Consider the following 20,637-nt stretch of genomic DNA (forward strand, 5'->3'; position numbering starts at 1 on the left):
ACGCTGGAGACATGACCACGATGCTGCTGGAATCCCGGGCCGTCCCCGCCCCCACCGCCGACGACGTGCGCCGCGGGGAGCTGGCCGCGTTCCTGCGCAGCCGCCGCGAGCGCGTCTCCCCCGAACAGGCCGGGCTGCCGCGCGGGCCCCGGCGGCGCACCCCCGGGTTGCGCCGGGAGGAGGTCGCGCACCTCGCCGCGGTGGGGGTGACCTGGTACACGTGGCTGGAGCAGGCCCGCGACATCAAGGTCTCGCCGCAGGTCCTCGACGCCGTCGCCCGGGCCCTGCAGCTCGACCGCAGCGAGCGCAGCCACCTCTTCGCCCTGGCCAACACGGTCGACCCGGTGCCGGAGACCGAGTGCCCGGGGGTCTCCGCCGACCTGCGGATGATGCTGGAGCGGCTGGAGCCGTTCCCCGCCTGCATCCAGAACTCGCGGTACGACATCCTCGCCTACAACCGCACTTACAACGCGCTCATGTGCGACCTCGACAAGCTGCCGGCCGAGGAGCGCAACTGCATGTGGCTCGCGTTCACCAACGAGGAGGTGCGGGCGACGTTCGTCGACCGGGAGGAGACGATCCGGGCGATGGCGGCGAAGTTCCGCGCGGCGATGGCGGAGCACCTCGCCGAGCCGGCGTGGGAGCAGCTCCTGGCCAGGCTGCTGGCGGCGTCCCCGGAGTTCCGCATGATCTGGGCCCGGCACGAGGTCGCTCCGATCACGTACTACCGGACCCGCACCCTGTGGCACGCGGAGGCCGGCGACCTCCGCCTGAACCACACGAGCCTGTGGACGGGCCCCCACCCGGGCGGACGCCTGCTGACCTTCACCCCGGCGGACGAGCGGACCCGGGAACGCCTGGACCGCCTGAGCGAGGTCGCCCGCGGCGGGGCGTAGCGGGGGCGCGGCGGGCGGCGGCGGAGTGCCGGCGCGCCGGGGATGAGGCACCGCCGGTCTCGTACGGGGTGGGCTCGCGCCGCTGCGGCGGAGAGGGGGCGCCCAGGCGTGCATGATCCGACCCGCCGCCACGGCGAGGACGAGCGCCGGGGCGTGTGCGATCCGCCCCGCCGCCACGGCGTGGGTCCGGCGGCCTGTATGACCGCGGCAGCCGCAGCCTTGCTCAGGAGCCGTCGGCCACCAGCCGTGAGGCGATCCGTTCCAGGGCCGCCAGATCCTCCGCCGGCAGCGCCAGCAGTGCCGGCGGCGGCGTGCCGAGGATGCCTTCCGCCCGGGCCGCCGCCTCCCGGCCCGCCGGGGTGACCGAGACGATCTTCGAGCGGCGGTCCGCCGGGTTGGCGGTGCGTTCGACCAGGCCGCGGGCGGCCAGGTCGTCCACGACCAGCGTCGTGTACGGGCGGTCGGTCAGGAGCTGTTCGGCCAGTTCGCGGAGGGTGAGCGGGCCGCGGGCGATGCGCCGCAGGGCCTTCACCCGGAAGAAGCTCATGCCGAGCGCGTCGACGACCTCCTTGCGGCGCTCGTTGCCGCCGAGGACGACCTCCCGCAGCTGCTCCCAGGCGCGCTGCGCGGTCTCGGCGTGGGTGTCGTGCGCGGTCATGGTGTGGTCACCGGGATCCTGCTCTGTTCGGAGGCGGGGTCGGGGCGGGCCGCGGCACGCTCCGCGGTCCGGGCGGCCCAGCGGCCGGTGGTGATCGTACCGATGACGAGGACCGCCGCGCCGCAGCCCGTGACGATCCACCAGCCCGCTCCCCGCATCCCCGCAGCGACCGTCGCGCCGATCACCGCGACGCCCAGCGAGCTGCCGACCTGCCGGCTGGTCGAGGCGACGGCGGCGGCGACCCCGGCCCGGGCGCGCGGCAGGCCGGAGACGGCCGTGTTGGTGATGGGCGCGTTCACCAGGCCGAAGCCGATGCCGAAGAGGACGTACGCGGAGAACAGCCGCACGTCGGACGAGCCCGGCCCGCCCGCCGCGAGGAGCACGCCGCTCGCGGTCATCGCCGCCCCCGCGAGCACCAGCGGCAGCCGCGGCCCGCGGGCCGCCACGAGCCGGCCCGACAGGGGCGCGAAGACCAGGCACATGAGGGCCATGGGCAGCATGTACAGGCCGGCGGCCAGGGCGGACAGGCCCCGCTCGTTCTGCAGGTACAGCGTGTTGAGGAAGAGGAAGCCGCCCAGTGCCGCGAAGCCGCACACCGCCATCGCCGTGGCCCCGCCGAAGGGCGCGCTGCGGAAGAGCCGCGGCTCGATCAGCGGTTCGGCGCGCCGCCGCTCGTAGGCGACGAGCCCGGCCAGCGCGCAGCCGGCGGCGGCGAAGCAGCCGGTGATGAGGGGCGCGCCCCAGCCGGCCGCGGCGCCCTCGATGATCCCGTACGTGAGCGAGCCGAGCAGCACGATCATCAGCAGCTGGCCGACGGGGTCGGCGCGGCGCGGCCGGGGCGCGCGGGACTCGGGCACGTACCGGGCGGTCATGGCGAGCGCGGCCAGCCCCACCGGAAGGTTGATCCAGAAGATGGCCCGCCACCCGGTCGTCTCGACGAGCGCGCCGCCGATGACCGGTCCCGCCGCCATGCTGATGCCGACGACGCCGCCCCACACCCCTATCGCGCGGGCCCGCTCCCGCGGCTCGGTGAAGGTGTTGGTGATGATCGACATGGCGACGGGGTTGAGCATCGAGCCGCCGACGGCCTGCACCATGCGGAAGGCGACGAGCCAGCCGAGCCCCGGCGCCAGGCTGCACAGCACGGAGCCGGCGGTGAAGAGCACCAGCCCCGCCTGGAAGACGCGCCTGCGGCCCAGCCGGTCGGCGGTCGACCCGGCGAGCATCAGCAGCGAGGCCAGGACGACCGTGTAGGCGTCGATCGTCCACTGCAGGCCGGCGACCGAGGCGTGCAGCTCGCGCTGCATGGACGGCAGCGCCACGTTGAGGATCGTGTTGTCGAGGCTCACCATCAGCAGGCTCGTGCAGCAGATGGCGAGGACGAGCAGCCGGCGGCGCCGGGAGAGCTCGGGCACAGGGACCCCCCATGGGTACGTGCGGGCGCACAACAAATAGTTGTACATCTCCAATGATTTAAAGAGTACAACTAAAGTTCCCGTGGCGGTACGCGACAATGGGGCCATGACGAATGACGCCGCCACGCCGCTCCAGATCGGCCCGCACACCGTGTGGCCGCCGGTGGTCCTCGCCCCCATGGCGGGCATCACGAACGCGCCCTTCCGCACGCTGTGCCGCGAGTTCTCCGGCGGCAAGGGGCTCTTCGTCAGCGAAATGATCACCACCCGCGCCCTGGTCGAGCGCGACGCCAAGACCATGCGGCTGATCCACTTCGACGGCACCGAGAAGCCCCGCTCGATCCAGCTCTACGGCGTCGACCCGGTCACCGTCGGCAAGGCCGTCCGCATGATCGTGGACGAGGACCTGGCCGACCACATCGACCTCAACTTCGGCTGCCCGGTCCCCAAGGTCACCCGCAAGGGCGGCGGCTCGGCGCTCCCGTACAAGCGCAACCTGCTCCGCTCGATCCTGCGCGAGGCCGTCGGCAACGCCGGCTCCCTCCCGGTCACGATGAAGATGCGCAAGGGAATCGACGACGAGCACATCACCTACCTCGACGCGGGCCGGATCGCGGTCGAGGAGGGCGTCACGGCCATCGCCCTGCACGGCCGCACCGCCGCCCAGCACTACGGCGGCACCGCCGACTGGGAGGCCATAGCCCGTCTGAAGGAGGCCGTCCCCGAGATCCCCGTGCTCGGGAACGGCGACATCTGGTCGGCGGAGGACGCCGTGCGGATGATGCGCGAGACCGGTTGCGACGGCGTCGTCGTCGGCCGCGGCTGCCTGGGCCGCCCCTGGCTCTTCGGCGATCTGGTCACCGCCTTCGAGGGCGGCGGCGGCTTCACCGCGCCCACCCTGCGCGAGGTCGCCGACGTGATGGTGCGCCACGCCACGCTCCTCGGCGAGTGGCTGGAGAGCGAGGAGCGCGGCGTCATCGACTTCCGCAAGCACGTGGCCTGGTACACCAAGGGCTTCTCCATCGGCTCGGACATGCGCAAGAAGCTGGCGATCGCCTCGTCCCTGGACGAGCTCCGCGCTCATCTGAGCGAGCTCGACCTGGACCAGCCCTGGCCCCTGGGTGCCGACGGGCCCCGTGGCCGTACGTCGGGCCGCAACCGCGTGGTGCTCCCGGAGGGCTGGCTGGACGACCCGTACGACTGCGCGGCCGTCGGATCGGACGCCGAACTCGACACGTCCGGCGGCTGAACGGGCGTGATTCTCGCCACCCCTGATCGAGGTGCCGCTCAGATGAGCGATTAGATCCGGGGTGCATCTCTTGAGGGGTGGCACGCAGTGCCACCCCTCTTGCGTTCACTGATTGACGCCACCCCTACAGATTTCTCGACGCTCCGTGATCCAGCGACTTCTTTTTGTCATTCTGTCTTCAGAAGTCGAACGATCGGCTTCCGGGCGCTTTACCCGGGCGTGACTTTCGATCTGCTGGCTGACAGGCGGTTACGCCCATATGGCCGGGGGGTGGACCTCCTCATAAGCCTTCGATCTGGGTACGCTCCCCGCCGTCAGCACGTTTGAGCACGCCTTCCCCCAACTGTGTACGGGGGGACCCCAGTGAGGAGTCGAGTCCCGTGCCGGAAACCACAGATCAGCAGAAGTTCGTCTACGACTTCACCGAGGGCAACAAGGACCTGAAGGACCTGCTCGGCGGGAAGGGCGCCAACCTCGCCGAGATGACCAACCTCGGCCTGCCCGTACCCCCCGGCTTCACCATCACCACCGAAGCCTGCAAGGTCTACCTCGACAGCGGCAGCGAGCCCACCGCCCTGCGCGACGAGGTCTCGGCCCACCTGGAGGCCCTCGAGAAGCGGATGGGCAAGAAGCTGGGGCAGGCGGACGACCCGCTGCTGGTCTCGGTCCGTTCCGGCGCCAAGTTCTCCATGCCCGGCATGATGGACACGGTCCTCAACATCGGGCTCTCCGACGCCTCCGTGGCCGGGCTCGCCGCCCAGGCCGGCGACGAGCGCTTCGCCTGGGACTCCTACCGCCGCCTCATCCAGATGTTCGGCAAGACCGTGCTCGGCGTGGACGGCGAGCTCTTCGAGGAGGCGCTCGACGAGGCCAAGCGCGCCAAGGGCGTCACCACCGACGTCGAGCTCGCCGCTGCCGACCTCAAGCGCCTGGTCGAGCAGTTCAAGGGCATCGTCGCCGAGGAGACCGGCCGGGACTTCCCGCAGGAGCCCCGCGAGCAGATGGACCTCGCCATAAGGGCGGTCTTCGACTCGTGGAACGGCGACCGCGCCAAGCTCTACCGCCGCCAGGAGCGCATCCCGGGCGACCTCGGCACCGCCGTCAACATCTGCTCCATGGTCTTCGGCAACCTCGGCCCCGACTCCGGCACCGGCGTCGCCTTCACCCGTGACCCCGCCAGCGGCCACCAGGGCGTCTACGGCGACTACCTGCAGAACGCCCAGGGCGAGGACGTCGTCGCGGGCATCCGCAACACCGTGCCGCTCGCCGACCTGGAGCGCATCGACAAGGCGTCCTACGCCCAGCTGATGCAGATCATGGAGACGCTCGAAACGCACTACAAGGACCTGTGCGACATCGAGTTCACCATCGAGCGCGGCAAGCTGTGGATGCTGCAGACCCGCGTCGGCAAGCGCACCGCGGGCGCGGCCTTCCGCATCGCCACCCAGCTCGTGGACCAGGGCCTCATCGACGAGGCCGAGGCGCTGCAGCGCGTCACCGGCGCCCAGCTCGCGCAGCTGATGTTCCCGCGCTTCGACGAGAAGGCCAAGACCGAGCTGCTGGGCCGGGGCATCGCCGCCTCGCCCGGCGCCGCCGTCGGCAAGGCCGTCTTCGACTCGTACACCGCCGTGAAGTGGTCGCGCTCGGGCGAGAAGGTCATCCTGATCCGCCGCGAGACCAACCCGGACGACCTCGACGGCATGATCGCCTCCGAGGGCATCCTCACCTCCCGCGGCGGCAAGACCTCGCACGCCGCCGTCGTCGCCCGCGGCATGGGCAAGACCTGTGTCTGCGGCGCCGAGGAGCTGGAGGTCGACACCAAGCGGCGCCGGATGACGGCCAACGGCCCGGACGGGAAACAGAGCGTCGTCATCGAGGAGGGTGAGGTCGTCTCCATCGACGGCTCCACCGGCAAGGTCTACCTCGGCGAGGTGCCCGTCGTGCCGTCCCCGGTCGTCGAGTACTTCGAGGGCCGCATGGACGGCGGCGCGGCGGACGCCGACGAGCTCGTGAAGGCCGTGCACCGCGTGATGTCCTACGCGGACGCCGGGCGCCGGCTGCAGGTCCGGGCCAACGCCGACAACGCCGAGGACGCCGCCCGCGCCCGCCGCTTCGGCGCCCAGGGCATCGGCCTGTGCCGCACCGAGCACATGTTCCTCGGCGAGCGGCGCGAGATGGTCGAGCGCCTGATCCTGGCCGACCACGAGGACGAGCGGGACGAGGCCCTCCGGGCCCTGCTGCCGCTGCAGAAGGCCGACTTCGTCGAGCTCTTCGAGGCCATGGACGGGCTGCCGGTCACGGTCCGCCTGCTCGACCCGCCGCTGCACGAGTTCCTGCCCGACATCACCGACCTGTCGGTGCGGGTCGCGCTCGCCGAGGCCCGCCACGAGCCGCACGAGAACGAGCTGCGCCTGCTGCAGGCGGTGCACAAGCTCCACGAGCAGAACCCGATGCTGGGCCTGCGCGGCGTCCGCCTCGGCCTCGTCATCCCGGGTCTGTTCGCCATGCAGGTGCGGGCCATCGCCGAGGCCGCGGCCGAGCGGCGCGCCGCCGGCGGCGACCCGCACGCCGAGATCATGATCCCGCTGGTGGGCACGGTCCAGGAGCTGGAGATCGTCCGTGAGGAGGCCGAGCGGGTCATCGCCGAGGTCGAGCAGGCCACCGGCACCGCGCTGCGGCTCACCCTCGGCACCATGATCGAGCTGCCGCGGGCCGCGCTCACGGCCGGTCAGATCGCCGAGGCCGCCGAGTTCTTCTCCTTCGGCACCAACGACCTCACCCAGACCGTGTGGGGCTTCTCCCGCGACGACGTCGAGGCGAGCTTCTTCACCGCCTACCTGGAGAAGGGCATCTTCGGCGTCAGCCCCTTCGAGACCATCGACCGCGACGGCGTCGGCTCGCTGGTGCGCGAGGCCGCCAAGGCCGGCCGGGCCACCCGCCCCGACCTCAAGCTCGGCGTCTGCGGCGAGCACGGCGGCGACCCGGACTCGGTGCACTTCTTCCACGAGGTGGGCCTGGACTACGTCTCCTGCTCCCCCTTCCGCATCCCCGTGGCGCGCCTGGAGGCGGGCCGTGCCGCCGCGCTCGGCAACGGGGGCTCCGACAGCCGCTGATGCGGCGGCCGCGCCGGCCCGGCACGACCCGGGCCGGCGCGGCGGAGCCGCCGCCCGGGCGACCCCGACCCTCAGCCCGGCGGCGGCTCCGGCACCTCGAAGGGGCGGCACCCGTGCGGGGGGCCGCCCCTTCACCATGCGCGGTCGTTCGCCGTGAGTGTCCGGCGTGGTCGTGCGTTGTAGTCGTTCCCCCCTCGCACGGACCGTTCGGTACGGACCAAGGCCCCTCGCCCGGAACCGCGTTGGCCGGAAACCGCCACTCCCATGGGGCGCGTGAGGCGTGCGGTGGGGCGGCAGTGTCTCCGGCACATGACGCGAGGGTTACCGGGAGGTGCTCGATCTGTGGTGATCCTGCGCCCGGCATGTGCCCGTCATGTGGCTGACCTGTGGCCGGGCGGGTGCCGGACAGGGCGAAGGGGCGGCGCCCGTGCGGGAGCGCCGCCCCTCTTTACTCCCCCACCGGGAGTTGTTGCCGCCCGCATCGGCTCGGGCGGCAACTCGCATACTCAGCGGCCGCTTTTTCGCTCGCCACCCCCCACGGGAACGAGCGGGGGCGGCCCCGAGTGCGTGAATAGCATTTCGCTTCCCCCACGTTCGCCGCGAGTCCTTTCAACTGTGGCCAAAAGGGCGTGGTAACAGCTCGTATCGGTGTGCATACTCAGTGAGCGGGGGGTGGTTGCGGATGTCTCATGTGGGGGTTTGGTGCTGCGCGTCCATTTCACTGGACTCGATCTGGCCCGGTTGCGCCTGGCCGGAGACCCGGACGCACTCTGGGAAACCGTATTGAGCCTCCACCGGCTCCGGGACAAACAAGGCGAGTCGATCTTCGGGGATTGGCGGTCGGAAACCCGGGCCAGGTTGAATGGTGAAACTCGGCTTCTCGCCCCGCTGGTGCCTTCCCGCGGGTATTTTCCGGACTTCCTCACGCCCCCCGAAGGGGTACTCGGACTGGACTCCGGCATGCAGGCCCTGCGCGAGACGCCGGGGGAGCGGGTGCACCGCGAGCTCGGGCGGCTCTCCACGGCCCGGACGCTCCCGGCTTGGATACGATCCATGGCCGAGGGCGACGACCGCGCCTTCGCCAAGCTCACCGGCGCGCTCCAGGCCTACCACGAGGCCGCGATAGCACCCTACTGGCAGCACATCCAGGCCCAGATCGAGGCCGACCGCGCCGTGCGCGGCCGGGCCCTGCTGGACGGCGGCGCGGACGCCCTGCTCTCCTCGCTGCCGCCCATGATGCGCTGGCGCGCCCCGGTCCTGGAGGCCGACTATCCCGTCGACCGCGACGTCCATCTCAACGGCCGCGGGCTGCTGCTGGTTCCCTCCTTCTTCTGCCGCCGCACGCCCGTCACCTACCGGGACCCCGACCTCACCCCGGTCCTCGTCTACCCCGCCCGGCACATGTCGGAGTCCTCGCCCGCCGTGCAGACCGCGCCGCGCTCGCTCGGCAAGCTCGTCGGGCACACGCGCTCGGCGGTGCTCGGCTCCATCGGCGGCGGCTGCACGACCAGCGAGCTCGCCCGCCGCGTGGGCGTCTCCGCGGCCTCCGCGAGCCAGCACGCGGGCGTGCTGCGCGAGGCCGGCCTGGTGCTGACCCTGCGCAACGGCAGCGCGGTGATGCACACCCTGACGCCGCTGGGCGCGGCCCTGCTGCGCGGCGGTCACAAGGCGCCGCGCCCTCAGCCGTCGATCCCGGAGCGCTCCACCCCCGCGACCATGTAGCGCTGCAGCGCCAGGAACACCAGGAGCAGCGGGACGACCGACACCGCCGCCGCGACGAACAGTTCGTGGAGGTTGACCGCCTGGGCCGTGGTGAACGTCGACAGGGCCACCTGCACCGTCCACGCGTCGCGGTCCTGGCCGATGACCAGCGGCCACAGGAACGCGTTCCACGCCCCGACGAAGACGATCGTGCCGACCGCGGCGAACACCGGCCGCGCGTTGGGCACGACCACCAGCCAGTACGTCCGCCACGGACCGAGCCCGTCCACCTGCGCCGCGTCCTCCAGCTCCCGCGGGAACCCGAGGAAGTACTGGCGGAAGACGAAGCAGGCAAAGGCGCTGAAGAGGGTCGGCACGATCAGCCCGCGCAGGCTGGAGACCCAGCCCAGCGACGACACCAGCACGAACGACGGCACGAAGGTCACCGCCGCCGGCACCAGCAGCGTGCCCAGGATCGCCGAGAAGACGGCGCCGGCGTGGCGGTAGGGGATCCGGGCCAGGCCGTAGCCCGCGAGGGAGGCGAGCAGCAGCGTGCCGAGCGTCGTCGCCACCGCGATCAGCGCGGAGTTCAGCAGCGCGTGCGCCATCGGCACGTCCGGGTCGGCGAACAGCTCCCGCACGTTCGACCAGTGCACCTCGGACGGGAAGAACGTCCAGTCCGGCGACGTGATGTCCGCCTCGGCCGCGAGACCGTTGCGCACGAGCAGGTAGAACGGGACCAGGAACAGCGCGGCGAGCACGATCAGCAGCACCAGCCGCAGCGCCCGCCCCGCCCGTACGAGTGCGTCGTCCACCGCTCAGTCCTCCCTGCGGCCGAGACCCGGCAGGCGCGCCTGCACCACCGTCACCACCGCGATCACCAGCGCCAGCACCACCGCGCCCGCGCTGCCCACCCCGAAGTCCTGCCCCTGCCCCAGCGCCGTGTAGTACAGGTAGACGAGCGGCGGCCTGGCGTACGGCGGGTAGCCGCGCGCGTCCGACAGCAGGTTGTAGAACTCGTCGAACGCCTGGAAGGCGTTGACGACCAGCAGCAGCACCACCGCCACCGACGTCGCCCGCAGCGCCGGGAAGGTGATGTGCCGGAACGTCTGCCAGCCGGGCCGCGCCCCGTCGACGGCCGCCGCCTCGTACAGCTGCGGCGGGATGCGCTGCACCCCGGCGAGGAAGAGCACCATGTAGAAGCCCGCCTGCAGCCACAGCCGGACGGTCACCACGACCAGCCAGTACCAGGGCGGGTCGGTCGCCGACAGCCACGCCACCGGCTCGGCGCCGAACCAGCCGAGGACGGTGTTGGCCAGCCCGAACCGCACCCCGTTGAAGAGCGACATCTTCCAGACCAGCGACGCGACCACGTAGCTGCACGCCGTCGGCAGGAAGAACACCGACCGGAAGAACGCCTGCGCGCGCCGCAGCCGCCCCACCGCCAGCGCGAGCCCCAGCGACAGCACGTACGTGGCCGGCACGATGAAGGCCGTGAACACCGCGAACGTGCCCAGCGCGGAGCGGAAGGCGGGATCGCCGAGCACCTGCCGGTAGTTGTCCAGGCCGGTGAAGCGCGTGGGCGAGACGGTGTTGTGCGCGTCGAAGAAGCTCAGCCAGACGCTCCAGCCCAGCGGCACGTACGTGAAGAGCACGAGCCCCAGCACGAAGGGCCCGGTGAACGCCCAGAACCACAGGGCCTGCCGGCGCCGCCGCACCGCACCGTACGCCGCCACCTCAGGACTTCTTCCTGGCGCGCCGCAGCTCCTCGGCGGTCCGCTGCGCCGCCGCCCTCACCTCGCGCTCCGGATCGGCGCCCTCCTTGATGATGCGGCTCAGCCCGTCCTGGTAGGCGGTCTGCGCGGCGACCGTCCACAGCAGCGGCTGGGCGTGGCCGTGGTCGGCGGCGAACCGCACCGCCTCGGCCGCCGCGCCTTCCTTGAGCCTGCCCGCCTTCGCGGCCAGGGAGGTGCGGGCCGGGATGTGGAAGCCGTAGGACAGCGCGAAGTCCTCCTGGAAGTCGGTGCGGTCGATCCACAGCCACTTCACGTACGCCTTGGCCGCCTCCTGCCGGCCGCTGCGCGCGCTGACCGCCGCCGCGTACGCCCCGACGGGCACGGCCGGCCGGCCCGCCGGCCCGTCCGCGGGAAAGGGGAGCACCCCGAAGTCGTCGCCGAGCGCCTTCTTCACCTGCGGCAGTGCCCACAGCCCGGACCACTGCATCGCGGTCAGCCCCTGGATCAGGGCCGCGGGGTCGGACCAGTCGGCGGGCGCGCCCAGCAGCAGGGACTTGTCGGCGTACAGCCGGTGCAGCTTGCCGAGGGTGCGGGCGGCGGCCGGGTCGTCGAAGCCCGGCTTGCCGTCGTCGGTGACGAGCGAGAGCCCCGCCGCGTACAGGGGCGTGCCGCCGAGGACGCCCGCGCCGCCGTCGTTGCCGAGGAAGAGGCCCTTGACCGTGCCCCCGGTCAGGCTGCGCGCGGCGTCGACCAGCTCGTCCAGGGTGCGCGGCGGCCGCACCCCGGCCTTCTCCAGCAGGCTGCGGCGGTAGTAGAGCAGCTGGGTGTCGACGACCTGGGGGACGCCCCAGACGCGGCCGTCCCAGGTCTTGGGCGCGAGGACGGCCTGGTTGAAGTCGCCCTGGACGTCGTCCAGGAGGCCGGTGAGGTCGGTGACCTGGCCGCCGCGGATCTGGTCGAGCGTGGGCCCGTTGACCTCGAAGACGTCGGGCCCGGAAGCGGTCAGCAGGGCCGCGGCGGTCTGCTGGTCGTAGTTCCCCGGACGCCACTCGATCCGCACGTCGGCGTCCTTGTACGCGGCGGCGTACCGGCCCACCGCCTGCCGCGTGCCCGCCTCGCCGTACTGGTGGTACCAGTGGGAGAGCCGGGGTCTGCCCGAACCCTCCCCGCCGCGCCCCGTGTTCGATCCGCACCCGGTCAGTGCGGCGGCCGCACCCCCGGCCAAGAGCAGTCTGCGGCTGATCGGCATGTCGGTTCTCCCCCTCGCGGTCGGGACCGTACGGACCAACGATCAACGATGGGGGAGGATTACGACAGGCCCATTACCGCCGTGTGCCGTCTTCTACCGCCTGCCGTCTTCCCGGGCGGCGGCCGGCCCGGCGCCGATGCGGAAGCGGAGGCGGCAGATCACCGCGTCGGTGTCCCGGCGCACGGCGTGGGCCACGACCGCGCCGCGCTGGTTCTGCAGCAGCCGCTGCCAGACGTGGGCGGGTTCGACCTCGGGGATGAGGACGGTGACGCGGTTGTCGGGGTGCCGGTCGGTGAGCGCGCGCACGTAGTCCACGATGGGGCGGCCCAGGGCACGCGTGGGGGCGGGCAGTTCGACCAGGTCGACGCCCGGGTTCCACAGCTCCCAGTCGCGCCGCAGGGACTCGGCGGCCCGCGCCCCCTCCGCGTCGGGCTGCACTGCGGTCACCGCGACCACCTCGTCGCCGAGCGACACGGCGGCGGTCAGCGCCTTGCTGGTCAGCCGGGAGAGGGAGGAGACGGGCACGACGACCACGCTGTGGCAGCGGCGCGGCGCCTCCGGCACCCGGCCCAGCTCCAGCGTCGCGCCGATCCGCCCGTACGCGCGGTGGACCGCCTCGAAGGCCAGGACCATCAGCGGCAGCGCCAGGACGATCAGCCAGGCGCCCTCCCCGAACTTCGTGGCCGTGACGACGACGGCCGACACGCCCGTCAGCAGCGCGCCGGAGCCGTTGAGGCACGCCTTGCCCCGCCAGCCCGCCGAGCGCTCCCGCCGCCAGTGCCGCACCATGCCGACCTGGCAGATGGTGAAGCCCACGAACACCCCGATCGCGAACAGCGGCACGAGGGTGTTGACGTCGCCGCCGGAGAAGACCAGCAGCAGCGCCGAGACGGCCGCCAGCGCCAGCACGCCGTGCCGGTGCACCTGCCGGTCGGCCTTGAGGGCGAAGACGTGCGGCAGGTAGTTGTCCCGGGCCAGCAGGGCCATCAGGACGGGCAGGCCGCCGAAGGAGGTGTTCGCGGCCAGCGCCAGCAGGACGACCGTCGCGCACTGCACCACGTAGAACGCCGCGTTGTGGCCGAGCGAGGCGTCGGCGAGCTGCGCGAGGACGGTGACGCCCTCGGCCGGCTGCAGGTGGAAGCGGCCGATGAGCACCGCCAGGCCGACCAGCATGACGCCCAGCAGCACGCCCAGCGCCACCTCCGTGCGCTGCGCGCGCCGCTGCGCCGGGGCGCGGAAGGCCGGCACGGCGTTGGCCACGGCCTCCACGCCGGTGAGGGCGGAGCAGCCGGCGGCGAAGGCCTTCAGGAGCAGCAGGGCGCCCACCGACGCGGCGTTCCCGGCGAGCACGGAGGCGTGCCCGGCGGCGGCCTCGGTGCTCGCGGGCGCGTCCCGCAGCAACCCGGCCACGATCATCGTCAGCACCGAGCCGACGAACACGGCGGTCGGCACCATGAACCACTTCGCGGACTCCACGATGCCGCGCAGGTTCACGCCGGTCACCAGGGCCAGCACGCCCAGGCAGAGCCACGTCCGGTCGGCGTAGAGGGAGGGGAAGGCGGAGGTCAGGGCGGCGACGCCCGCGGTGACCGACACCGCCACGTTCAGCACGTAGTCCAGCACCAGGGAGGCCGCGGTCACCAGGGCGGTGCGCCGGCCCAGGTGCCGCTTGGCGACCGCGTACGAGCCGCCGCCGTCCGGGAACGCCGCGATGACCTGCCGGTAGGAGGCGACGAGGACCGCCAGCAGGACGGCGATCGCCAGCGTGACGGGGAGCGTGAAGCCCAGCCCGTACGCGCCCGCCGCGGCCAGCACCAGGACGATCGACTCGGGCCCGTAGGCCACCGACGCCATCGCGTCCAGCGAGAGGGCCGCGAGCCCCTGGGTGGCGGTCAGCCGGTGCCGCTCCTCGGCGGACGGCCGCGCGGCGCCGGTATCAGGCGGTTCCTCGCCGGCCCCTCCGGGCCGGCGGTTCGCGTGGGCGAGCAGGGACATGCTGTTCGTACCTCCGTGAGTGGGACGCCCAGCGTGCAGCCGGTCCCGCGCGCCCGCGCACGGCATTGGCGGCCTTTTGGCGGGTTCCGGAGGGATCTTCACGTCTTCTTGACGGCGCGGGCCGGGTTACGTCAGGAGGGCGTAAGGGCCGGCCCGAGTGGCGTCAGCACCCCGTCAACGTCGGGCGCCCGGCGCCCGGGGCGGGCCTAGCGTCACGACCATGGGACGGCGACAGCTCTCGAAGGCGCGGGCAGGCGGAAACGTCGCACGGGCGGGACGGCCCGGGGCCCGGACGCCGGGCGGGGAGGTCCTCGCCCACGACCGGAGATGGCGGCGCGAGGCGCGGGCCGCCTGGTACTGCGGCGGCGCCCTCGCGGGCGTCCTCCTCATCGCCGACCTCGCCCGGGGCGGCCTCGACGGGCCGCGTGCCGTCTGCTGGACCGGCCTCGGGGCGCTCCTCACGGCCGTCCTGCTGCCCCCTCGGGTGACCGCCGGCGACGGCTGGCTCGCCGTGCGCGGCCTGCTGGGCGAGAAGCGCGTCCGCACGGACCTGCTCACGCGGGTGCACCGCGCGGACGGCATGACGCCGCGGCTCGTGCTGCGGGACGCCGGCGGCAACCGGGTGGAGCTCGACCCGCAAGTCCTCGTCGCCAACCCGCTGCTGTGGCACCGGCTGGACGGGGGAGCGCGGCGCGCCCGGGCGAGCGGCCTGCTGCAGGAGGGCGGGGCGCCGCTGGCCGAGCTCGCGGAACGGATCGACGGGGAGGGGGCGCGGCGGCTGCTGGAGACGCTTACCCACCAGAGTCTGTCCGGCGATTGAGGACAAAAGGCCGTGGTCAGGTCCGGGTCACAGCCAGTGGTACGTCACGCCCGTAAGTCGTTCGGAGGCCGCCCAGAGCCCGGCACTCGCCCGCTCGTTCCGCGTCCACGGAGCCCGCACCGTCCGCCGCGTGGGCGCCCCGGCGCTGCCGAAGCGCGGCCCGAAGTAGTCGTCCTGCCGCACGTCCGGCGCCGTGGCCGCGTACAGCGTGGGCAGGGCGCCGGCCTCCGCGCTCTGGGCGAAGAGCCGGTTGGCCAGCTCGGTCAGGCGCTCGGCCGTCGCCCGGCCCTCCATCCGCGCCCCCGCCGTCTGCAGGTTCGTCGCCGCGTAGCCGGGGTGGGCGGCCGCCGCGACGACGCGCGAGCCCTCCGCCGTCAGCCGCTCCGCCAGCTCGTGCGTGAACAGCAGGTTGGCGCTCTTGGAACGGCCGTACGCGATCCAGCGGCGGTAGCGGTGCTCCATGTTGAGATCGCGCGGGTCGACCGTGCCGAGGACGTGCAGCCCGCTGGCGACGGTGACGACCCGCGCGCCGTGCCCGGCCTCCCGCAGCCGCGGCAACAGCAGCCCGGTCAGCGCGAAATGGCCGAGATGGTTCGTCCCGAACTGCATCTCGAACCCGTCGACCGTGCGGCGCTGCGGCAGTGCCATCACCCCGGCGTTGTTGATCAGCAGGTCCAGCCGGTCGCCGGGCAGGTCCGCGGCGAAGGCCCGGACGGAGGACAGGTCCGCGAGGTCCAGCGGGGCGAACTGCACGTCGGCGCCCGGCGCCGCGGCCCGGATCCGCTCCTCGGCCGCCTTGCCGCGCGCCGCGTCCCGGCAGGCCAGGACGACCCGCGCGCCGCACCGTGCCAGCTCGCGGGCCGTGACGTAGCCGATGCCGCTGTTGGCGCCGGTCACCACCGCCGTGCGGCCGCTCTGGTCGGGGATCTCCCTCGCGTTCCATCCAGTCACGTCTGCTGCGCTCCTCTGCGGTCCGCACCCGGCACATACGCGTCAGTAGCCCTCGTGGGTCCCAGCGTAGGCGAGGCCGTGCCGGTGCAGGGCGGGCATTCCCCCGATACGGTGGCCCGGCGCGGGGCTCCCCGCTCAGCGCAGCCGGACCGTATACGCCGGGACCCACACCGCGGCGTCGTCCAGGCACCGGCCGTCCGTCAGGTCGAACCGGCGCCCGGCCGCGGGTGAAGTGACGTACGCGCGCCCGCCCGCCGAGCCGAGCGCACCGCGCGCGAGGACGTACGCCCCGCTGAACGGGTCCCGGTTGCCGACGGCGTACGCGCGCCCCGCACCGTCGACGAAGACCGCGGCCTGCCTGCCGTCCGGCAGCAGGACCGCCACCCCGCGCCCCGGCGTCAGATCGCCCAGCTCGCAGAGCGCGTGCCAGCGGCCGCCGAGCAATGCCTCGACGCGTGCGGAGGAGGCGAACGCGCAGGCGGGCGACCAGGAGTGCGCGCGAGCGGGGGAGACCGAGGGAGCGGGCGCGTGCGGGAGCTGCTCGGGAGCGACGGTCATCGCAGGGGTCCCTTCGAGAGAGCGGGCAGGGACGGTGGGGGAGCGGGCGGGGCGGCGGAGCGCCCTGCACTGTGGCACAGTCACCGCGGCGTGTCGCCACCCTGGCACGCGTTTTCACCACCCGTGTGACGGCCGTGTGTCCGGGTCCCGCGGACTGCGTCCGCCTTCCACGGGTGAGTTGGGGCCGGCCCGTACGATCACCGGGGTGACGACCGACATATCGCTGACGACGCTGCTCGTGCTCTGCCTCGCCGCCGCCGCGGCCGGGTGGATCGACGCCGTGGTGGGCGGCGGCGGCCTCCTGCAGCTCCCGGCGCTGATGGTCGCCCTGCCGCACGTACCGGTCTCCCACGTCATCGGCACCAACAAGGCCGTCGCCATCTGCGGCACCTCGGCGGCCGCCGTCGCCTACAGCCGCCGCGCCCCGGTGAACAGACGCACCGCCCTGCGCATCGGCCTCGCCGCGCTCGGGGGCTCCTTCGCGGGGGCGTTCTTCGCGTCCGCCATCAGCAGCGCCGTCCTGCGCCCCCTGATCATGGCGATCCTGGTGGCCGTGCTCGCCTTCGTCCTGCTGCGGCCCGGCTTCGGCACGGGCACGCTCTCCACCGAGCCCGTCTCCCGCCGCCGCGCCCTCGCCGCCATCCTCGTCGCGGGCCTCGGCATCGGCTTCTACGACGGGCTCATGGGCCCCGGCACCGGCACCTTCCTCGTGCTCGCCCTCGCCGCGATCCTGCACATGGACCTGGTGACGGCCTCCGGCACCTCCAAGATCATCAATGTGTGCACCAACGTGGGCGCGCTCGTCACCTTCTCGTTCCAGCACGCCGTGATCTGGCAGATCGCCGCCCCCATGGCGGTCTTCAACCTCACCGGCGGCGCGCTCGGCGCACGGATGGCGCTGAAGCGGGGGAGCGGCTTCGTCCGCGTGGTGCTCGTCGTGGTGGTCCTGTCCCTGGTGTGCAAGCTGGGGTACGACCAGTGGGGCGGCTGAGCCGCGCCGCGGCCCCGGCTGCCCCGAACGGCTGGCACTCGCATAAGAAATCCCTTAAATAGGCTCGGCGTGATCCAGCGCGCCGGGGAATACGGCTAGCCTGACGACTACCTTCCTGACGTGGTGGGGGTTCTCGTGCGTTTCTCCCGGTGGGGCCGGGCCCGGTGGGTCCGGGCCGTGCTCGCGGGGCTCTATGTCGTCACCCTCGCGGCCGCCGTGCCCCGCGGGGCCGGAGGCCACGGCCGGGAGGGCAGCTGGTCGAGCGAGGAGGCCCGGCGGTTCTGGGGCCCCACGCGGACGGACCGCTCGGCGGACGGGGGCGACGGCGCGAACGGCGACGCCGTGCCCTCCGCACAGCGCATCACCGGCAGCGCCCGGCACTTCGACGGCGTGCCGTCCGTGGGCGTGCTCTTCTCCGTCGGCGAGGACATGCGCGACCACCACTGCACCGCCAGCGTGGTGCACAGCCCCAAGGGCAACCTGATCATCACCGCCGGGCACTGCTCCGTCGGCGACGACGCCGCGTTCGTCCCCGGCTACCAGGCCGGCGCGAGCAAGCAGCCGTACGGGGTGTGGCCCGTGGACCACGTCTTCGCCGACCCCCGCCGCAGCGACACCGGCGAGGGCTCCGACCTGGACTTCGCCTTCGCCACCGTCAGACCCGACGGCCGCGGCCGCCAGATCGAGCGGGTCACCGGCGCCAACCGGCTGGTCCGCACCCCCGGCTACGTCAACCGGGTCACCGTCATCGGCTACCCCGACGCGGACGACGACCCCGCCGACAAGGCCATCCGCTGCACCGCCATGACCGCCCGCCTCGAACCCCGCCGGCAGCTGCGGATGAACTGCGACGGCTTCGTCTCCGGCACCTCCGGCAGCCCGTGGCTCACCCACTTCGACGAGGGGACGCGCACCGGCGACCTCGTGGGAGTGCTGGGAGGCCTCAACGGAGGCGGACCGGACGGCGACGAGAGCGCGCGGATCTCGTACAGCCCGGTCAACGGGGACGAGATCTTCGCCCTGTACCTGGACGCCATAAACGACCGGCAGCCCACCCGGGACTAGACCGGCCACCGGCCGGACTGCCGGGAGAACGCGACTGCCGGGAGAACGCGACTACCGGGAGAGCGCCTGTTCCACGCCCGGCTCGTGCGGGCCCAGGAAGCGCGGGCCCGGCCGCACGATCGCGTCCAGCGCCGCCTTCCCCGAGGCGAAGACCTCCCGCGCACCGCCCGCGTACCAGGTCACGTCGTGCTTGGCGGCCACCCCGACCCCGTACGCGTCGATGCCCGCCGCCCCGCACAGCGCCAGCGCCCGCCGGACGTGGAAGCCCTGGGTGATCAGCACCGCCTTCTTCACGCCGAAGACCCGCACGGCGCGCGTGCACGAATCCCACGTGTCGAAGCCCGCGTAGTCGCTCACGATGCGGTCCTCCGGCACCCCGTGCCGGGTCAGGTACGCCCGCATCGCGTCCGGCTCGTCGTACTCCTCGCGGCTGTTGTCGCCCGTGACCAGCACGACGCGCACCTTGCCCGCCCGGTACAGCTCGATCGCCGCGTCGAGGCGGTGCGCCAGATAGGGGGACGGCTTGCCCTCCCACAGGCCCGCGCCGAAGACCAGGGCGACCGGCGCGGACGGCACGTCCCCGACGGTCCGCATCCGGGGCTCCGCCGCCGCGTACACCCAGGTGACCGGCAGCAGCCCGAGCACACAGCCGGCCACGGCCGCCCACAGCAGCCGCCGCCGCTCCCGCCGCGTGCGCGGCATCCGCACCCGCATCCGCAGCCTGCGGCCCCGCATCATGTGGATCACCCTCCCCGTCGACCGGTAAGAACGCAGCGGCCGCCCGTCCGGTTCCCGGCCCCCCGCAGGTCACGCCGTCGCTGCTGTCACACCCGGCGGTTACCGTCGGGGGTATGAACGGAACGGCACGCACCCAGGGCGAGCAGCCTCCCCTCGCCGGATACGACGAGCGGGACCTGGAGCGATGGGCCCCCGAGCCCGACAAACGCCCCGGGCGCACCGCCTTCCAGCGCGACCGGGCCCGCGTGCTGCACTCGGCCGCCCTGCGCCGCCTCGCCGGCAAGACCCAGGTCGTCACGCCCGGCGTCAGCGCCCAGGCCTGGGACGCCAGCCCGCGCACCCGCCTCACCCACTCCCTGGAGTGCGCCCAGGTCGGCCGGGAGCTCGGCGCGGCCCTCGGCTGCGACCCCGACCTGGTCGAGGCCGCCTGCCTCGCGCACGACCTGGGCCACCCCCCGTTCGGCCACAACGGCGAGCAGGCGCTCGACGAAGTCGCGGGCGCGTGCGGCGGTTTCGAGGGCAACGCCCAGTCGCTGCGCCTCCTCACCCGGCTCGAACCCAAGCGGTTCGTGCCCGCCGCCGGCGGCGGCGAGCTCGTTAGCGTAGGCCTCAACCTCACCCGGGCCGCCCTCGACGCCGCCACCAAGTACCCCTGGCCGCGCGGCGGCCACCCCACCGACCCGGCCTCCCGCAAGTTCGGCGTCTACGCGGACGACGTGCCGGTCTTCAGCTGGCTGCGGCAGGGCGCCCCCGAGGGCCGGCAGAGCTTCGAGGCCCAGGTCATGGACTGGTCCGACGACGTCGCCTACTCCGTGCACGACGTCGAGGACGGCCTGCACGCCGGCCACCTCGACCCCAACGCGCTCCTCGCCGAGCCCGAGCGCCGGGAGGTCTTCGCCGTCGCCGCAGGCCGCTACGCCCCCGGGGCCGCGCCCGACGAGCTCGCCGAGGCCCTCGACCGCCTCCTGGAGCAGGAGTGGTGGCCGCACGGCTACGACGGCTCGGCCGTCGCCCAGGCCCGCCTCAAGGACGCCACCAGCCAGCTCATCGGCCGCTTCTGCCTGGCCGCCGAGAGCGCCACCCGCGCGGCGTACGGGCCCGGACGGCTCACCCGGTACGGGGCCGAGCTCGTCGTCCCCCGCGAAACCCGCCTCGAATGCGCCGTCTTGAAGGCCGTCGCCGACCGCTACGTGATGCAGCGCGAGGACCAGGAAAAGCTCCGCGCCGAGCAGCGCGTCGTCATCGCCGAGCTCGCCGAGGCCCTCACCGCCCGCGCCCCCGACGGCCTCGACCCGCAGTTCCGCACCCTCTACGCCGCCGCCGCGGACGACACCGGCCGGCAGCGCGCCGTCATCGACCAGATCGCCGCCCTGACCGACGTCTCCGCCCGCTCCCTGCTCGCCCGCCTCACCGGTGGCCGCCCCGCGGCAGGAGGTCGAGAAGGTTCTGCGGCAGAAGGGTGACCGAATGTCCACAGAATCCAAGGACTTCCCCCACATCCT

The 20,637-nt window shown here is 73.2% G+C and carries 17 protein-coding genes; 8 read left to right on the forward strand and 9 right to left on the reverse strand.

Annotated elements, in window-relative coordinates:
* The first annotated feature begins 11 nt into the window (after positions 1-11).
* A complete protein-coding gene (locus ACFZCD_RS25615; RefSeq protein ID WP_391834658.1) occupies positions 12-896 on the forward strand; it encodes a helix-turn-helix transcriptional regulator in 885 nt (294 codons plus the stop codon).
* Between the two features lie 223 nt (positions 897-1,119).
* On the opposite strand, the gene ACFZCD_RS25620 is transcribed toward ACFZCD_RS25615, so the two are convergent.
* Together ACFZCD_RS25620 and ACFZCD_RS25625 are read right to left on the reverse strand one after the other, a co-directional pair.
* A complete protein-coding gene (locus tag ACFZCD_RS25620) occupies positions 1,120-1,554 on the reverse strand; it encodes a MarR family winged helix-turn-helix transcriptional regulator (protein WP_391834660.1) in 435 nt (144 codons plus the stop codon).
* Positions 1,551-2,969 carry an MFS transporter gene (locus tag ACFZCD_RS25625; RefSeq protein ID WP_391834662.1) on the reverse strand — a complete coding sequence of 473 codons (1,419 nt, stop codon included), beginning with the start codon at positions 2,967-2,969 and terminating at the stop codon, positions 1,551-1,553. The genes ACFZCD_RS25620 and ACFZCD_RS25625 overlap by 4 nt, the downstream gene beginning before the upstream one ends.
* 106 nt (positions 2,970-3,075) lie before the next feature.
* On the opposite strand from ACFZCD_RS25625, the gene dusB reads away from it, so the two are divergent.
* The 3 genes from dusB to ACFZCD_RS25640 all read left to right on the forward strand — a co-directional run bounded on the left by dusB (position 3,076) and on the right by ACFZCD_RS25640 (position 9,053).
* Complete coding sequence (gene dusB / locus ACFZCD_RS25630) at positions 3,076-4,218, forward strand: tRNA dihydrouridine synthase DusB (protein WP_391834664.1); 1,143 nt, start codon at positions 3,076-3,078, stop codon at positions 4,216-4,218.
* A 380-nt stretch (positions 4,219-4,598) separates the two neighbouring features.
* The gene (gene ppdK / locus ACFZCD_RS25635; protein WP_391834666.1) at positions 4,599-7,331 is read left to right on the forward strand and encodes a pyruvate, phosphate dikinase; all 2,733 of its coding nucleotides are present in this window, start codon (positions 4,599-4,601) and stop codon (positions 7,329-7,331) included.
* Between the two features lie 702 nt (positions 7,332-8,033).
* Positions 8,034-9,053 (forward strand): ArsR/SmtB family transcription factor, encoded by a 1,020-nt coding sequence (locus tag ACFZCD_RS25640; RefSeq protein ID WP_391834668.1) that lies wholly within the window; start codon positions 8,034-8,036, stop codon positions 9,051-9,053.
* Here the strand turns inward: ACFZCD_RS25640 and ACFZCD_RS25645 are convergent.
* From ACFZCD_RS25645 to ACFZCD_RS25660, 4 genes are all read right to left on the reverse strand, one after another.
* Positions 9,011-9,847 (reverse strand): carbohydrate ABC transporter permease, encoded by an 837-nt coding sequence (locus tag ACFZCD_RS25645; RefSeq protein ID WP_391834670.1) that lies wholly within the window; start codon positions 9,845-9,847, stop codon positions 9,011-9,013. The two genes, ACFZCD_RS25640 and ACFZCD_RS25645, sit on opposite strands and share 43 nt — an antisense overlap.
* 3 nt (positions 9,848-9,850) lie before the next feature.
* Complete coding sequence (locus ACFZCD_RS25650; RefSeq protein WP_391834672.1) at positions 9,851-10,768, reverse strand: carbohydrate ABC transporter permease; 918 nt, start codon at positions 10,766-10,768, stop codon at positions 9,851-9,853.
* A gap of 1 nt (position 10,769) precedes the next feature.
* The gene (locus ACFZCD_RS25655; protein WP_391834674.1) at positions 10,770-12,017 is read right to left on the reverse strand and encodes an ABC transporter substrate-binding protein; all 1,248 of its coding nucleotides are present in this window, start codon (positions 12,015-12,017) and stop codon (positions 10,770-10,772) included.
* 93 nt (positions 12,018-12,110) lie between these two features.
* On the reverse strand, positions 12,111-14,012 hold the full coding sequence (locus ACFZCD_RS25660) for an APC family permease (protein ID WP_391834676.1): 1,902 nt from the start codon (positions 14,010-14,012) through the stop codon (positions 12,111-12,113).
* Between the two features lie 220 nt (positions 14,013-14,232).
* On the opposite strand from ACFZCD_RS25660, the gene ACFZCD_RS25665 reads away from it, so the two are divergent.
* Positions 14,233-14,832 carry a hypothetical protein gene (locus tag ACFZCD_RS25665; RefSeq protein WP_391834678.1) on the forward strand — a complete coding sequence of 200 codons (600 nt, stop codon included), beginning with the start codon at positions 14,233-14,235 and terminating at the stop codon, positions 14,830-14,832.
* Between the two features lie 27 nt (positions 14,833-14,859).
* On the opposite strand, the gene ACFZCD_RS25670 is transcribed toward ACFZCD_RS25665, so the two are convergent.
* Complete coding sequence (locus ACFZCD_RS25670; RefSeq protein WP_391834680.1) at positions 14,860-15,783, reverse strand: oxidoreductase; 924 nt, start codon at positions 15,781-15,783, stop codon at positions 14,860-14,862.
* A gap of 135 nt (positions 15,784-15,918) precedes the next feature.
* Positions 15,919-16,341 (reverse strand): nitrite reductase (NAD(P)H) small subunit, encoded by a 423-nt coding sequence (locus tag ACFZCD_RS25675; RefSeq protein ID WP_391834682.1) that lies wholly within the window; start codon positions 16,339-16,341, stop codon positions 15,919-15,921.
* A 205-nt stretch (positions 16,342-16,546) separates the two neighbouring features.
* Between ACFZCD_RS25675 and ACFZCD_RS25680 the strand changes: the two genes are divergently transcribed.
* Both ACFZCD_RS25680 and ACFZCD_RS25685 read left to right on the forward strand, forming a co-directional pair.
* Positions 16,547-17,332, forward strand: coding sequence for a sulfite exporter TauE/SafE family protein (locus ACFZCD_RS25680; RefSeq protein ID WP_391834684.1), 786 nt, complete (start codon positions 16,547-16,549; stop codon positions 17,330-17,332).
* A gap of 120 nt (positions 17,333-17,452) precedes the next feature.
* Positions 17,453-18,397, forward strand: coding sequence for a trypsin-like serine peptidase (locus ACFZCD_RS25685; protein WP_391834686.1), 945 nt, complete (start codon positions 17,453-17,455; stop codon positions 18,395-18,397).
* 51 nt (positions 18,398-18,448) lie between these two features.
* Here ACFZCD_RS25685 and ACFZCD_RS25690 read toward each other — a convergent pair whose 3' ends face one another.
* The gene (locus tag ACFZCD_RS25690; protein ID WP_391834869.1) at positions 18,449-19,132 is read right to left on the reverse strand and encodes a vancomycin high temperature exclusion protein; all 684 of its coding nucleotides are present in this window, start codon (positions 19,130-19,132) and stop codon (positions 18,449-18,451) included.
* Between the two features lie 116 nt (positions 19,133-19,248).
* Between ACFZCD_RS25690 and ACFZCD_RS25695 the strand changes: the two genes are divergently transcribed.
* Entirely contained in the window at positions 19,249-20,598 is a 1,350-nt protein-coding gene (locus ACFZCD_RS25695) for a deoxyguanosinetriphosphate triphosphohydrolase (protein WP_391834688.1), read from the forward strand.
* Positions 20,599-20,637 lie beyond the last annotated feature (39 nt).

It is taken from the genome of Streptomyces sp. NPDC008001 (assembly GCF_042958085.1).
Taxonomy (GTDB): Bacteria; Actinomycetota; Actinomycetes; order Streptomycetales; family Streptomycetaceae; genus Streptomyces.